The organism is Erythrobacter sanguineus, from assembly GCF_900143235.1.
Classification (GTDB): domain Bacteria; phylum Pseudomonadota; class Alphaproteobacteria; order Sphingomonadales; family Sphingomonadaceae; genus Erythrobacter; species Erythrobacter sanguineus.
Genome location: NZ_FRDF01000002.1, coordinates 187,242 through 200,753 on the forward strand (window position 1 = coordinate 187,242; position 13,512 = coordinate 200,753).

Sequence of the window (13,512 nt, forward strand, 5' to 3'; positions counted from 1 at the left end):
TCTCGCCACAATGCCTTGATTCCGTGTTGACGCAGCACTGTGTCACGGCTCACTTCTCTCAAGGCACGGCCCGCGCTTGTGAACGGGCGCTGTGTCGTTTCGTGTTCAGGAGGTCCTCATGAATTTCCCCCATCGCTTCGCCCGTGCCATGCCGTTTCTGCTCGCCATGCCACTGGCCGCTCCCGCCTTCGCGCAAGGCACCATCGAGGAACTTTCCGCCCCCACGCCGGTCGATTTTGCCGATGTGCGCGAGAAAACCGATGCACTGATCGCAGAGATCATCTCCGGCAAGGCAGCCGAAGCCTTGCGCGCGGCGCTCAGCGAAAATCCGGTGGTCGCGCAGCAGACCAGCCAGATCAGCCTCGTCGTGAGCCAGAACGAAACCGTCAGCGCCGAATATGGCAAGGCAGAGCAATGCGTCGGCTGGAAGCAGGATTACATATCAAGCCTGCGGATCATGACCAGTTACATCTGTCAGCACCGCGACATCCTGATCCTGTGGGAGTTTGCCGCGGATCGCCTGCCCAAAGGCTGGACCTATTCCACCATCCGCTTCAACGCCGACTTTTGATCGCCGCTTGCGCCGGACAAGGCGCTACTCCAGCTCGAGGATCACCGCATCGACCGCCAGGCTTTCGCCCTCGGCGGCGTTGATCTTCGCGATGACGCCTTCCTTTTCGGCGCGCAGGATGTTTTCCATCTTCATCGCCTCGACCGTGGCGAGCGGTTGGCCGGGCTGCACGGTCTCGCCCTCAGCCACGTGGAGCTTCATCAGCATCCCCGGCATCGGACAGATCAGGAAGCGCGACAGGTCGGGCGGCACCTTTTCCAGCATCAGCGATTCGTGTCGGGCAAGCCGCAGCGGCAGCACCAGCGCAGTGTGCGCCGCGCCGCGGGTCGTGACCTTCCAGTGATTGCCGATCCGCTCGACAATCAGGCCGAAGCGCACCTCTGCGCCATCACCAATCTTGCCGGTGGCGCTGGCCTGCACCATGCCGGGCAGCCAGTCGCAGGTGCCCTCCACCCGCACACCATCGACCAGTGCATGGCCATCTCCCAGCGTCACTTCGAAGCGTTCATCACCCAGCTTGACAAGCCAATCGCTGCCGACCGGGAGCGGCCCATCAAGCTGCCCCGAAATCTGCCGCCCGCGCGCCTGAAGCGTGAATTCGTTGCCCGCGCACACAGCAGCAAGGATGCGGCGGAAATCCTCGCTCGTCGCCGCGCCGTGGAAACCTTCGGGATATTCCTCGGCGATGAAGCCGGTGGTCAGTTCCCCCGAACGGAAACGCGGGTGCTGCATGATCGCGCTGAGGAAATCGATGTTGTGGCCGAGACCTTTGATCCGGAAATTGTCTAGCGCCTCGATCTGCAAGCCGGCCGCCTCGTCACGGGTCGGCGCCCAGGTCACCAGTTTGGCGATCATCGGGTCGTAGAAGCGCGAAACCTCGCCGCCGTGGTAAACACCGTCATCGACCCGCACCGAACCATTGCCCCGCGCTACCCCGCGCCGTGCCTTACCTTGGACGGTTTCATCCTCGCTCCAGCCCGGCAGCGGCGGCGAATATTCCACCAGCCGCCCGGTTGATGGCAGGAACCCGCGATAGGGGTCTTCGGCATAGACGCGGTTTTCGATCGCCCAGCCGTCGATCCCCATATCGTCCTGCGTGAAGGCGAGCTTCTCGCCAGCGGCGACGCGGATCATCTGTTCGACCAGATCGATGCCAGTGATCGCCTCGGTCACGGGGTGTTCGACCTGCAAACGCGTGTTCATTTCGAGGAAGTAGAAACTTTCCCCCGTCGGGTCCGCGCCGCTGACGATCAGTTCGACCGTGCCAGCCGAATAATACCCCACCGCGCGCGACAGGGCGACGCATTGCTCGCCCATCGCCTTGCGCATCTTGGGCGTGACGAAGGGCGACGGCGCTTCCTCGACCACCTTCTGGTGGCGGCGCTGGATCGAGCATTCGCGCTCGTTCAGATAGAGGATGTTGCCGTGCTGATCACCGAGGATCTGGATTTCGATGTGGCGCGGGTTGAGGATGAATTTCTCGATGAAAACGCGGTCATCGCCAAAGCTGCTCAGCCCTTCGCGCTTAACGCTTTCAAAGCCCTCGCGCACGTCGGCTTCGGAATAGGCAAGGCGCATCCCCTTGCCCCCGCCGCCTGCGCTGGCCTTCATCATCACCGGATAGCCGATCTCGTTCGAGATGCGGACCGCGTGCTCGGTATCCTCGATCTCGCCGACGAAGCCGGGGACGACATTGACACCCGCCTGCATGGCAAGTTTCTTGGATTCGATCTTGTCACCCATTGCCGCGATGGCGTTCACCGGCGGGCCGATGAAGGCGATGTTTTCCTTGGCCAGCGCCTCGGCGAAAGAGGTGCGTTCCGACAGGAACCCATAGCCGGGATGCACCGCCTCGGCCCCGGTCTGCTTGCAGGCAGCAATGATCTTGTCCGCGATCAGATAGGATTCGGCCGCAGGTGACGGGCCGATATGCACGGCCTCGTCCGCCATCGCCACGAAGGGCGCGCGCGCATCGGCATCGGAATAGACCGCGACGGTCTTGATCCCCATTTTCCGGGCGGTGGTGATGACCCGGCAGGCGATTTCGCCGCGGTTGGCAATCAGGATTTTCGAGAACAAGGCGGAAGACCTCTCGTGCAAGCGCTTTTTCTTGCACAGGGCTATGCCGCCTGATCACGCAGCCTGCAAGCTAGCGGATTTGGGGCTTCAGCCGGGGACCTCGACCAGTTCCTTCAGTTCCCTCGTGCGCGTGCGGGTAAGCCGCGCCTTGCAGGTCGAAACCAGCAGCGGTTCCAGGCTGCCGCCGCGCGCCGTGTAGCCATCGACCCGGCAATGCGCGTCACGGTAACGCAGCCAGCCGCGTTGGGCTTCGAGCAAGCTTTCAAAGAAGCCTTCGCGGGTGTCACGCTCGCTTCCATAGGCCGCAAACTCGGCATCTTGCGCTTTCATGACCGCGGCGGTTTCCTTCCATTGCGCATTGAGCCGTTCATCCGCGACCTCGAAATCGCGGCCCGCGCACCAGTTCATTTCCTGCTGCACCTGCGGATCGTCGCAGTTCCATTCGGGATCGCCGCCTTGCTCTGCGGCCGCGAAAGCGTGCCTCATCCCATCTTCGGCAGGACTTGCGGTTTGCAGCAGCAGCGGGAGGATAAACGAGGCGATCATGCAGCTCTCCGTTGGGCAAAGGCGATCAGGCTGTCAGCATAAGCAGGTGCGCCCCTGCGGTCACCCTCGCCGCTGACGAGCGTCTGCACCGCCTTGCCGAGCATGATGATATTGGCGGGGGAAAGGCTAGCGAGCGGCTCCACATAAATCCCGATGGTGAACAGGATCGCGACCGTTTGCGGCAGGCGGCGCAGGGTCTGGCGTTCGGAGCGGACGAACAGGGTCTCGCCTGCGTTCTCCGGTGTGACATGGGCGAAGGCTTCGGCTGGCGGGAGGTCAGGCAACCAGCGGCGCTCTCCGGTGGCCGCAATGAACCAGTTGCAGCGGGCGTAGATCGGGCCGGGACGGAGCGTTTCCATGAAGCGATCAACCCCGGTGGCGAGTTGCTCCTCGTATCCCGCAATCGGAGCATGGAGCGCGCGCAAAGGCAGGCCGATCTTCTCGGCAGGATGCCAGTCGGATGGCCATGCCACCGCCGCCCCGATCAGGCGGTAAACCTCCTCGCCCTCGGCTTTGGTCAGCATGCAGAGGTCTTCGTGACAAGCCAGCGCGGCCTCAGGCAGCGCGCCTGCGACACCCAGCATCGCCGCAAGCTCGCGGCCCGGCGCATCCACTTCGGGGGTCAGTTGCACCCCCTCAGGCCAGTCGGCAAACCCCGCCGCGCGTGCCGCCAGATCGGGCGCAGGCTGGAGCCACTCGCGCTCCTCCAGCTTGACCAGCCCCATGCGCAGCTGCCCGCCGCCCCGCGCCTTGGGCAGCAGCGTGTCGACGGAGAAGCCGAGGGACACCGCCCTAATCCCTCACCCCAGCGAAAGCTGGGGTCTCAGGCCACCGGCGTCCGATCTCTTGGCTACAGATCACAGCTTTCGCTGGGATGACACTAAAGGAAGTCACCCCGCCGGTTCCGCCTGCTTTGCCGACCGCGCGGGTTCCTCGCCTTGCAGCGCGGTGAGGCCGAGTTTCGCAAACAGCGCACCGTCGCTGTCGTCACCGGCATTGGGCGCGGTCAGCAGCTTTTCGCCGGTGAAGATCGAATTGGCGCCCGCAAGGAAGCACAGCGCCTGCGTCGCCTCGGACATCGACTCGCGCCCAGCCGACAGCCGCACCATCGAGCGCGGCATGGTGATGCGTGCCACCGCTACGGTGCGGACGAACTCGATATCGTCGATCTTGGCGAGCGGCGTGTCGGCCAGCATGTTGCCCAGCACCGTCCCCTTTACCGGCACCAGCGCGTTGACCGGCACGCTTTCGGGGTGCTGCGGCAGGGTGGCGAGCGTGTGGATAAAGCCCACCCGGTCCCCGCGCGTCTCCCCCATCCCGACGATCCCGCCGGAACACACATTGATCCCGGCCTTGCGCACATGGTCCAGCGTATCAAGCCGGCACTGGAAATCGCGGGTGGAGATGACGCGCTCGTAATATTCGGGCGAGCTGTCGATGTTGTGATTGTAGTAATCGAGGCCCGCTTCGGCCAGCTGCGCTGCCTGATGCGGTTCGAGCATCCCCAGCGTCATGCAGGTCTCCAGCCCCATGTCTCGCACGCCCTTCACGATCTCGACAATCGCGGGCATATCGCGGTCCTTGGGATTGCGCCACGCCGCACCCATGCAGAACCGCTGGCTGCCCGCATCCTTCGCCTGCGCCGCACGCTGGAGCACGGCCTGCACGTCCATCAGCTTGGTGGCTTCGACGCCGGAGTCCGCGTGCACCGACTGCGAACAATAGCCGCAATCCTCCGGACACCCGCCGGTCTTGATGCTGAGCAGGGTGCACAGCTGCACCTGCGTGGGCGGGTGGTATTCGCGGTGGACGCTGGCGGCCTGGAACAGCAGCTCGGTGAAGGGGAGGTCGAAGAGGGCCGCGATTTCCGTGCGGGTCCAGTCAGTGCGGATTTCAGTCATAAAAAGAGGTTCCGGTAATGCGGATTCGAGTCTCACCGCCCAATGCAAGTTGCATTTCCTTGCGCTCTGGATCGGTTGAAGCCACGAAGAATTCGACAGAAGTGACTTTCAGGCGATACTTGTTCGAGTTGCGGTCAATCCCGCTGATGATCGCCCCCGACGTGGGAAGGGCCGGAAGCTCTTGTGGGCCGATCAAATCATCGGGGCCAAGTTCGTGAACGACATAAGCAACAATCATTTAGCCAGCCCTTCGTCATTGCGAGGAGCCGCAGGCGAAGCGGAAATCCATCAACTGCCGTCTCGTTATGCAGCAACCTCCGAAGCTGGATTGCTTCGCTCCGCTCGCAATGACGAGGAAGTAGCCATCACTCCGCCGCCTCGTCCAGTCCCTCACCCAAAGGCGGCATGTTGTGGCCGAGCAGCACGAGGATATCCGCCGCGCATTCGACCACGTTCGAGCCGGGGCCGTAGATGCCCTGTACGCCTGCCTCGCGTAGGTAATCGTAGTCCTGCGGTGGGATCACACCCCCTGCGGTGACCTTGATATCGCCGCGCCCTGCTTCACGCAAAAGCCGGATCAGTTCGGGGATCAGCGTCTTGTGGCCTGCGGCTAATGACGACGCGCCAACCACGTCGACATCGTGTTCGAGCGCCATCGCAACCGATTCCTCCGGTGTCTGGAACAGCGGGCCGGAGACGACCTCGAAGCCCATGTCACCGAACGCGCTGGCGATCACATTCGCGCCGCGATCGTGGCCGTCCTGCCCCATCTTGGCGACCATGATGCGCGGCTTGCGGCCCAAACGGCGGCCTACGGCTTCCACACCGTCCGTTACCTGCGCCCAGCGGCGGTCGAACTCGTAGGCGCTTTTGTAAACGCCCGAGACCGGCGCGGGCGTCGCATCGTGGCGGCCGAACACCTCTTCCATCGCCGAGGAAATCTCGCCCAGCGTGGCATCGTGGCGGGCGGCTTCGACGGCCAGCGCCAGCACGTTCTCGCCGGATGTACAGCCCGCCGTCAACGCCGCGAGCGCCGCACGGCACGCCGCCTCGTCGCGGCCTGCACGCACCTTGGCGAGGCGGGCAATCTGCCCCGTGCGCACCTTCTGGTTGTCGATATCCAGCGTGTCTATCGGGTCTTCGCTGTCTTTGCGATACTTGTTGACCCCGACGATCACCGTCTCGCCCTTGTCGATCCCGGTCTGCTTTTCCGCCGCTGCGCGTTCGATCGCGGCCTTGGGTGCGCCGGTGGCGACATAGGCGGTCATGCCGCCCGCCGCGTCGACCTCAGCCATCATCGCCTCGGCTTCGGCCACGAGGCGAGCGGTCAAAGCCTCAATATAATGCGAGCCGCCGAGCGGATCGACGACGTTGCAGATGCCGCTTTCCTCTTGCAGCACCAATTGCGTGTTGCGCGCGATGCGGGCGCTGAAATCAGTGGGGAGCGCAATCGCCTCGTCCAAAGCATTGGTGTGGAGCGACTGCGTGCCGCCCAGCACCGCCGCGATCGCTTCAACCGTGGTGCGGATGACGTTGTTGTAGGGGTCTTGTTCCTGCAAGCTGACGCCGCTGGTCTGGCAGTGGGTGCGCAGCATCTTGGAGCGTTCGTCCTTCGCGCCCAACCCGTCCATCACCTTGTACCACAGCGTGCGGGCGGCGCGCAGCTTGGCGATCTCCATGAAGAAGTTCATGCCGATGCCGAAGAAGAAGCTCAAACGCCCTGCAAAGGCATCAATATCCAGCCCCGCCGCCATGGCGCGGCTCGCATATTCCTTGCCGTCAGCAATGGTGAAGGCAAGCTCCTGCACCGCCGTGGCGCCTGCCTCGTGCATGTGATAGCCGGAAATCGAAATCGAGTTGAATTTCGGCATGTTGGCCGATGTATAGGCGATAATGTCCGAAATGATCCGCATCGAAGGCTCGGGCGGGTAGATATAGGTGTTGCGGACCATGAACTCCTTGAGGATGTCGTTCTGGATCGTGCCTTCCAGCTTGTCCTGCGACACGCCCTGACGTTCGGCCGCGACGATGAAGAAGGCCAGCACCGGGATCACCGCGCCGTTCATCGTCATCGACACGCTCATGGCATCGAGCGGGATCTGGTCGAACAGGATCTGCATGTCCGCGATCGTGTCGATCGCCACCCCCGCCTTGCCGACATCGCCGACCACGCGCGGGTGATCGCTGTCATATCCCCGGTGGGTGGCGAGGTCGAAGGCTACCGACAGGCCCTTTTGCCCCATTGCCAGATTGCGGCGGTAGAAGGCGTTCGATTCCTCAGCGGTGGAAAAGCCCGCATATTGCCGGATCGTCCACGGGCGCCCCGCATACATGCTCGCCTTCACACCCCGCGTGAAGGGCGCGAAGCCGGGCAGGCCGGGGTCGAAATCGGCGTGATCCTCCGCCGTATAGAGCGGCTTGATCGCGAAACCTTCGGGCGTTTGCCAGGTCAGGTCACGGCCCTTCACTTCCTTGTCGGCGAGGGCTTTCCAGTCGGCGGGGGTGGGTTTCTGGGTCATCACTATACAATCCCGTCATGCTGAACTTGTTTCACCTGTGGTGACTTCGTTCCAGCATCCATGGCGCAAAAGGAAGCTGAGCCCCCGCCTTCGCGGGGGCTGCGGGTCAATAGTCTGGCCGACTATTGACCCTTGAACTCGGCCTTGCGCTTCTGAAGGAAGGCCATCCCGCCCTCCATCGCGTCCTTGGTCGCGCCGGCGATGCGCTGGCCCTCGGCCTCGGCCAGCAGCACCATTTGCAGGTTCTGGTCGAGCGCTGTGGCGATGTTGCGCTTCATTGTGGCGTAGGCGACCGTCGGCCCGTTCGCCAGCTTCTCGGCCAGCGCGCGGGCTTCGGTCATCAACTCGGCATCATTGACGCATTTGTAGATCAGGCCCCATTCCTCGGCCTGTTCGCCCGAAATCTTCTCGCCCAGCATCATCATCCGCGTGGCGCGGGCGCGGCCGATGGCGCGGGCGAGCAGCCAGGTCGATCCGCCATCGGGCACAAGGCCGATATTGACAAAGGCCTGGAGGAAATAGGCGCTCTTGGCAGCGATGGTGAAGTCTGCCGCCAGCGCGAGGCTGCACCCTACGCCCGCTGCCGGTCCGTTGACAGCGCAGATCACCGGTACCTGCGCGCGGATAAGCTGGCTGATCGCCGGGTTGTAATGATTGATCAGGGCCTCGTGGCTGCCGCCCTTCCCGCCCAATGCGCTGCCATCGCCGCGTGCGGACAGGTCCGCGCCCGAACAGAAGCCCTTGCCTTCACCCGTGATCAGCACCGCACGCGCATCGCCAAGGTCGTAGAACGCCTGCCCCAGTTCGTCCGCCATCGCGGGCGGCATGGCGTTGAGCCGCTCGGGGCGGTTCAAGGTGATGGTGAGCAGCGGGCCGTCACGTTCGGCGCGGATGGTTTCGTAAGACATTCGTTCAACCTTTCTTTCACGCCCCCCCGGCCCCGAGCCGGGGCCCCGCTTTCTTCTTCATCAGGTGACAAAAGAAGCGGGGCCCCGGATCAAGTCCGGGGAGACGATTAAACTAATTCGACCAATGCGCATCCTCGCGCGGGGTCTCCATGATTTCGGTAAGCATGCCGCCCATGTCCTTGGGATGGACGAAAAAGATAGGGGTGCCATGCGCGCCGATGCGCGTGGGACCGAGGATGCGCTTGCCGAGTTCTTCAAACGCGGTGCGCGCCTCGGCGATGTCGGGCACTTCAAAGCACAGGTGATGCTGCCCGCCGAGCGGGTTCTTGGCGAGGAAACCGGCGAGCGTGGAGCCTTCCCCCAGCGGCTCGATCAGCTCGATCTGCGTGCCGTTCATAGCGCCATCGGCTCCGGGGGTGTCGACGAAGCAGACCTTCACGCCCTGCTCCTCTAGGTCGAACGGCGTGTGGATCTTGGTCGCGCCCATCACGTCGCGGTAGAAGGCGATGGAGTCCGCGATGGAGGGCGTGGCGACCCCGATGTGGTTCAGTCTACCCAGCTTCATGTTGCCTCAACTTCATTGCACGCCAATCGGCGTAAGTAATTCCAGTGTCTTTGGTCCTCCAGGTCGTCCGCCCGTTGTCTGAGCGTCCAGCCATGAATGCGGATGCCGCAGACGGACTGCCAAGGTTTGTGTCTTGGGTAAGCTCCCACAGCTCAGGATCAGTAGTGTCAACAAGGGTGCCATTCTGCCTAAGCCGAGCCTTCCTCAATCTGAGGTGGTCAGCAAATGAGGATTTCTCAGTCGCATAGACCTTCGAGCCAGCGAGCAAAATAAACTGCCCTGCATCTTCTATCGCTTCTCCCGTGGCCCCGCGAATTTGAGCAATAAATTGTCCACTAGCCTGAACCGGACGATAATCGATTGGTTGCCTAGAACCAGATACCATTTCTGCCGAGAGGACAGGGGGCTTCTGAGATTTGAAGAGGTCAAATCCGAGGATTGGAAGGAGGATGGAAATTTCTTCCAATACCCGTTCCATATCAGCGATCTCAGCTTCTGGGAGTCCAGTGAAGGATGGCGAGGTCGCATTTACGATCTCTGCCTGACCAGAGCCTTTAATCTGTTCCAGAATTCGACTTTCGAGATACCTCCCGTGAGCCTTTGTTAGGTTTTCATCTTTCGATACAATCAAGGCGACCCGCTCGAAGAAGGCCTTGGATTCATCGGAGTCATGAGAACTCAGACGGGTCCTGACAGAGTCTCCTTCTCCCACGTAAACTTTTGAATTCTCACCATCGTCCGAGCCTAGCAGAAGGTAAACGCCCGTCCTTGATGCTTCGTCCCTCGAAATCAAATCCGGAAGAGAGACACGGTTTGCAACTACCGCCCGGACGGAAGAAACACCCAATTCCGCGGTGATAACGCCGGAAGGGGTGCCATCGACTAGGAAAAGCTTCAGACTTCGTCCGATCAAATTTTGCGGCACTGGCTCACCTCACAGCGGAATATTGTCATGCTTCTTCCACGGGTTCTCCAGCTGCTTCGTCCGGAGCTTCCTTAGCCCCAGCGCGATCCGGCGGCGGGTCGAGTGCGGGTGGATCACCTCGTCGATATAGCCCCGCTGTGCGGCGACGAAGGGGTTGGCGAAGCGGTCTTCGTATTCCTTGGTCTTTTCGGCGATCTTTTCAGCGTCGCCGCGGTCCTGCCGGAAGATGATTTCCACCGCGCCCTTGGCGCCCATCACCGCGATTTCCGCCGTGGGCCAGGCGTAGTTCAAATCGCCGCGCAGGTGCTTGGAGGCCATCACGTCATAGGCCCCGCCGTAAGCCTTGCGGGTGATGACGGTGATCTTGGGCACGGTCGCCTCGGCATAGGCGAACAGCAACTTTGCGCCGTGCTTGATGATCCCGCCCAGCTCCTGCGCGGTGCCGGGGAGGAAGCCGGGGACGTCGACAAAGGTGATGATCGGGATTTCAAACGCATCGCAGAACCGCACGAAGCGCGCGGCTTTCTTTGAGGAATTGATGTCGAGCACGCCTGCCAGCACCATCGGCTGGTTCGCCACCACGCCGACGGTGCGGCCTTCCACGCGGCCGAAACCGCACAGGATGTTGCCCGCGTGGGCCGGCTGGATCTCGAAGAAATCGCCTTCGTCCAGCACCTTGGCGATGACTTCGTGCATGTCGTAGGGCAGGTTGGCATTGTCGGGGATCAGCGTGTCGAGGCTCATGTCGAGCCGGTCCCACGGATCACTGGTGGGGAGCGTCGGCACTTCCTCGCGGTTCGACAGCGGCAGGAAATCCATGAAGCGGCGGGTGGCCAGCAGGGCTTCGATATCGTTTTCGTAAGCAAGATCGGCCACGCTGGTCTTGGTGGTATGCGTGATCGCCCCGCCCAGTTCCTCCTGCGTCACGACCTCGTTGGTGACGGTCTTCACCACGTCCGGGCCGGTGACGAACATGTAGCTCGAATCCTTCACCATGAAGATGAAGTCGGTCATGGCAGGCGAATAGACCGCCCCGCCCGCGCACGGCCCCATGATGAGGCTGATCTGCGGCACCACGCCGCTGGCGAGCACATTGCGCTGGAACACCTCGGCATAGCCGCCGAGGCTGGCCACGCCCTCCTGAATCCGCGCGCCGCCCGAATCGTTCAACCCGATCACCGGCGCGCCGACCTTCATCGCGGTGTCCATCACCTTGCAGATCTTTTCGGCATGGCGTTTCGACAGGCTCCCGCCGAACACGGTGAAATCCTGCGAGAACACATAGACCAGACGCCCGTTGATGGTGCCGCTGCCGGTCACCACCCCGTCGCCGGGGATGCGCTGCGTTTCCATGCCGAAATCCATGCAGTCATGTTCGACATAGGTATCCAGCTCTTCAAAGCTGCCTTCGTCGAGCAGCACATCCAGCCGCTCACGCGCGGTCAGCTTGCCCTTGGCGTGCTGGGCTTCGATGCGCTTGGCCCCGCCGCCCATCTTGGCGGCTTCACGGCGGCGTTCCATTTCGGCGATATTGGCGGACACGGGCATCCCCTGTTGTTTGCTTTGGCAGATGCGTTGCCTTAGCGCTGGCGCAGCGTCAACGTGGCAAAAATGGCGGGCGGCAAGGAAGGGATCGTAATGCGGCAGGCGGATATGGTGGTGATCGGCGGCGGGATCGCGGGACTCAGCCACGCCGCACGGCTGGCGCAGCACGGCACGGTGGTGGTGCTGGAGGGCGAGAGTGCGCCCGGGTATCATGCCTCGGGCCGCAGCGTCGCCTTTGCCCATTTCGGACTGGGCGATGCCATCGTGCGCGCCCTGACGGCGCTCAGCCTGCCCGATCTCGCCGCTCCGCCAGCCGAAGGGCATCCGGCGCTGGCGGTGAGGCACCCCGCGCTGCACATCGCCCGCGCTGACGAGGTCGCTGTGCTGGATGCGCTGGAGGAAGTGCACCGGCAATTCGGCTGTGACAATGTTCGCATCACGCCCGATGAAGCGCGCGCGCTGCTGCCGGTGCTGAAGACGGGGCCGGAACATTGCCACGCCGCGCTGGTCGATCACGGCTCGCTGAAGCTGGATACCGACGCGATGCTGGCGGCGCATCTTGCTGATCTGCGCGCCCATGGCGGAACGCTGGTGACAGGCGCGCAGGTGAGCGCGATCAAACGCCAAGGTTCCGGCTGGCAGGTTGCGGCGGGCGGCGAAACCTATGCTGCGCCGCTGGTTATCAATGCTGCCGGGGCATGGGCCGATAAAGTCGCGCAGATGGCGGCCGTTACCCCGATCGGCATCGAACCGCGCCGCCGAACGGTGATTTCCTTTGCCGGGCCGGATAGCGAGGATGTGAGCCCATGGCCGTTCACCAAGACGGTCGGCAAAGGCTTTTACCTGCTGCCGGAGGGACGCGGGCAATTGATCGCCTCGTCGATGGATCAGACGCCGAGCGATCCGTGCGATGCCGCGAGCGAGGAACTGGACATCGCCATCGCGGCAGATCGCGTGGAGCAGGCGACCACGCTGCCGATCCGCCGGATCAGCCATTCATGGGCGGGCCTCAGAAGCTTTGCGCCGGATGAATTGCCGGTGATCGGCCATGCGGCGCGCGCGCCGGGGTTCGTGTGGTGTGCCGGGCAAGGCGGATATGGCTTCCAGACGGCGCCCGCGCTGTCGCTGATCGCGGAGAGCGCGGTGTTGGGCCTGCCGTTCCCTGATGATTGCGCCGAAGCGGGGCTTTCTTTCGCGATGTTCTCGCCGGCCCGGCTGGGTGCCTAAAACCGCAGCGTGAGCCGCCGCGCCAGCGATGGCGCAATCGATTCGACCATCCGCAGCAGCCGGGTCATCCCGATATTGGCCTCGTCCCGCCCGCGCTCGATGGCGGCGATGATCTGGCGGGCGCATGCCTCGGGGCTCATCTTCTTCATCGGGTTGCCGTCGTTCATCTGGGTGTCGACCACCGGCGGCAGCGCCTCGATCACCCGGATGCCGGTGCCCTTCAGCTGTTCGCGCAGCGCAAGGGTGTAGAACCTGAGGCCCGCCTTGGTGGCGCAATAGACCGGCTGGCGTGCCGCCGGAGCGATCGCAAGGCCGCTGGTCACGTTGACGATCGCCGCTTCCGGACGGGCGCGCAGACGCGGGACGAGCGCGGTGATCAGCCGGATCGCCGCAGATAGATTGGCGTAGACACAATTATCGGCGGCTTGCGGATCAGGCACGCCGTTGCGGAAATCGTGATCGACCAGCTGTCCGGCATTGTTGATGAGGATATCGACCGGCCGCTCCCCCAGCACCGCCACCAGCGCATCGACCCCGGCAGCATTCGAAAGATCGGCGGCGATCACCTCGAAACCTTCCGCCTCCATCGCCGCCAGTCGCGCCGGATCGCGCCCCGTAAGGATCACATCTGCGCCCCTGGCCTTGAGCTGGCGTGCAATCTCGCGCCCGATGCCTGCACTGCCGCCGGTCAGCAGCACGGCCTTGCCAGTCACTTGCATTTCACTT

At 63.1% G+C, this 13,512-nt stretch carries 13 protein-coding genes; 2 read left to right on the top strand and 11 right to left on the bottom strand.

Annotation, left to right across the window (positions count from 1 at the left end; genetic code table 11):
* The first annotated feature begins 118 nt into the window (after nucleotides 1–118).
* Nucleotides 119–571: a hypothetical protein gene (locus tag BUA05_RS02190; RefSeq protein ID WP_072673024.1), complete on the top strand. Its 453-nt coding sequence runs from the start codon at nucleotides 119–121 to the stop codon at nucleotides 569–571.
* Between the two features lie 24 nt (nucleotides 572–595).
* Here BUA05_RS02190 and BUA05_RS02195 read toward each other — a convergent pair whose 3' ends face one another.
* The 10 genes from BUA05_RS02195 to BUA05_RS02240 all read right to left on the bottom strand — a co-directional run bounded on the left by BUA05_RS02195 (nucleotide 596) and on the right by BUA05_RS02240 (nucleotide 11,556).
* Nucleotides 596–2,650 carry an acetyl-CoA carboxylase biotin carboxylase subunit gene (locus BUA05_RS02195; RefSeq protein ID WP_072673025.1) on the bottom strand — a complete coding sequence of 685 codons (2,055 nt, stop codon included), beginning with the start codon at nucleotides 2,648–2,650 and terminating at the stop codon, nucleotides 596–598.
* A gap of 87 nt (nucleotides 2,651–2,737) precedes the next feature.
* A complete protein-coding gene (locus BUA05_RS02200) occupies nucleotides 2,738–3,196 on the bottom strand; it encodes a lysozyme inhibitor LprI family protein (RefSeq protein WP_084662416.1) in 459 nt (152 codons plus the stop codon).
* Nucleotides 3,193–3,984 (bottom strand): heme-dependent oxidative N-demethylase family protein, encoded by a 792-nt coding sequence (locus BUA05_RS02205; RefSeq protein ID WP_072673026.1) that lies wholly within the window; start codon nucleotides 3,982–3,984, stop codon nucleotides 3,193–3,195. Before BUA05_RS02205 ends, BUA05_RS02200 begins: the two co-directional genes overlap by 4 nt.
* Before the next feature lie 102 nt (nucleotides 3,985–4,086).
* Nucleotides 4,087–5,097, bottom strand: a complete 1,011-nt coding sequence (gene bioB, locus BUA05_RS02210) for a biotin synthase BioB (protein WP_072673027.1) — start codon at nucleotides 5,095–5,097, stop codon at nucleotides 4,087–4,089.
* Nucleotides 5,090–5,335: a hypothetical protein gene (locus BUA05_RS02215; RefSeq protein ID WP_072673028.1), complete on the bottom strand. Its 246-nt coding sequence runs from the start codon at nucleotides 5,333–5,335 to the stop codon at nucleotides 5,090–5,092. Before BUA05_RS02215 ends, bioB begins: the two co-directional genes overlap by 8 nt.
* A 127-nt stretch (nucleotides 5,336–5,462) precedes the next feature.
* Nucleotides 5,463–7,616 (bottom strand): methylmalonyl-CoA mutase, encoded by a 2,154-nt coding sequence (gene scpA / locus BUA05_RS02220; RefSeq protein WP_072673029.1) that lies wholly within the window; start codon nucleotides 7,614–7,616, stop codon nucleotides 5,463–5,465.
* 122 nt (nucleotides 7,617–7,738) lie between these two features.
* Nucleotides 7,739–8,524: an enoyl-CoA hydratase-related protein gene (locus BUA05_RS02225; protein WP_072673030.1), complete on the bottom strand. Its 786-nt coding sequence runs from the start codon at nucleotides 8,522–8,524 to the stop codon at nucleotides 7,739–7,741.
* Between the two features lie 112 nt (nucleotides 8,525–8,636).
* The gene (mce, locus tag BUA05_RS02230; RefSeq protein WP_072673031.1) at nucleotides 8,637–9,089 is read right to left on the bottom strand and encodes a methylmalonyl-CoA epimerase; all 453 of its coding nucleotides are present in this window, start codon (nucleotides 9,087–9,089) and stop codon (nucleotides 8,637–8,639) included.
* On the bottom strand, nucleotides 9,076–10,014 hold the full coding sequence (locus tag BUA05_RS02235) for a GIY-YIG nuclease family protein (RefSeq protein WP_143150235.1): 939 nt from the start codon (nucleotides 10,012–10,014) through the stop codon (nucleotides 9,076–9,078). Before BUA05_RS02235 ends, mce begins: the two co-directional genes overlap by 14 nt.
* A gap of 9 nt (nucleotides 10,015–10,023) precedes the next feature.
* The gene (locus BUA05_RS02240; RefSeq protein ID WP_072673089.1) at nucleotides 10,024–11,556 is read right to left on the bottom strand and encodes an acyl-CoA carboxylase subunit beta; all 1,533 of its coding nucleotides are present in this window, start codon (nucleotides 11,554–11,556) and stop codon (nucleotides 10,024–10,026) included.
* A gap of 69 nt (nucleotides 11,557–11,625) precedes the next feature.
* Between BUA05_RS02240 and BUA05_RS02245 the strand changes: the two genes are divergently transcribed.
* Nucleotides 11,626–12,786 carry an NAD(P)/FAD-dependent oxidoreductase gene (locus tag BUA05_RS02245; RefSeq protein ID WP_072673033.1) on the top strand — a complete coding sequence of 387 codons (1,161 nt, stop codon included), beginning with the start codon at nucleotides 11,626–11,628 and terminating at the stop codon, nucleotides 12,784–12,786.
* On the opposite strand, the gene BUA05_RS02250 is transcribed toward BUA05_RS02245, so the two are convergent.
* Nucleotides 12,783–13,505, bottom strand: a complete 723-nt coding sequence (locus BUA05_RS02250) for an SDR family oxidoreductase (protein ID WP_072673034.1) — start codon at nucleotides 13,503–13,505, stop codon at nucleotides 12,783–12,785. The two genes, BUA05_RS02245 and BUA05_RS02250, sit on opposite strands and share 4 nt — an antisense overlap.
* Nucleotides 13,506–13,512: the final 7 nt, after the last annotated feature.

Bases quoted from the DNA above. Each gene is read 5' to 3' on its own strand.
- BUA05_RS02250 (WP_072673034.1), bottom strand. From the start codon at position 13,505: ATGCAAGTGACTGGCAAGGCCGTGCTGCTGACCGGCGGCAGTGCAGGC.
- mce (WP_072673031.1), bottom strand. From the start codon at position 9,089: ATGAAGCTGGGTAGACTGAACCACATCGGGGTCGCCACGCCCTCCATC.
- BUA05_RS02245 (WP_072673033.1), top strand. From the start codon at position 11,626: ATGGCGGGCGGCAAGGAAGGGATCGTAATGCGGCAGGCGGATATGGTG.
- BUA05_RS02215 (WP_072673028.1), bottom strand. From the start codon at position 5,335: ATGATTGTTGCTTATGTCGTTCACGAACTTGGCCCCGATGATTTGATC.
- BUA05_RS02200 (WP_084662416.1), bottom strand. From the start codon at position 3,196: ATGATCGCCTCGTTTATCCTCCCGCTGCTGCTGCAAACCGCAAGTCCT.
- bioB (WP_072673027.1), bottom strand. From the start codon at position 5,097: ATGACTGAAATCCGCACTGACTGGACCCGCACGGAAATCGCGGCCCTC.
- BUA05_RS02225 (WP_072673030.1), bottom strand. From the start codon at position 8,524: ATGTCTTACGAAACCATCCGCGCCGAACGTGACGGCCCGCTGCTCACC.
- scpA (WP_072673029.1), bottom strand. From the start codon at position 7,616: ATGACCCAGAAACCCACCCCCGCCGACTGGAAAGCCCTCGCCGACAAG.
- BUA05_RS02190 (WP_072673024.1), top strand. From the start codon at position 119: ATGAATTTCCCCCATCGCTTCGCCCGTGCCATGCCGTTTCTGCTCGCC.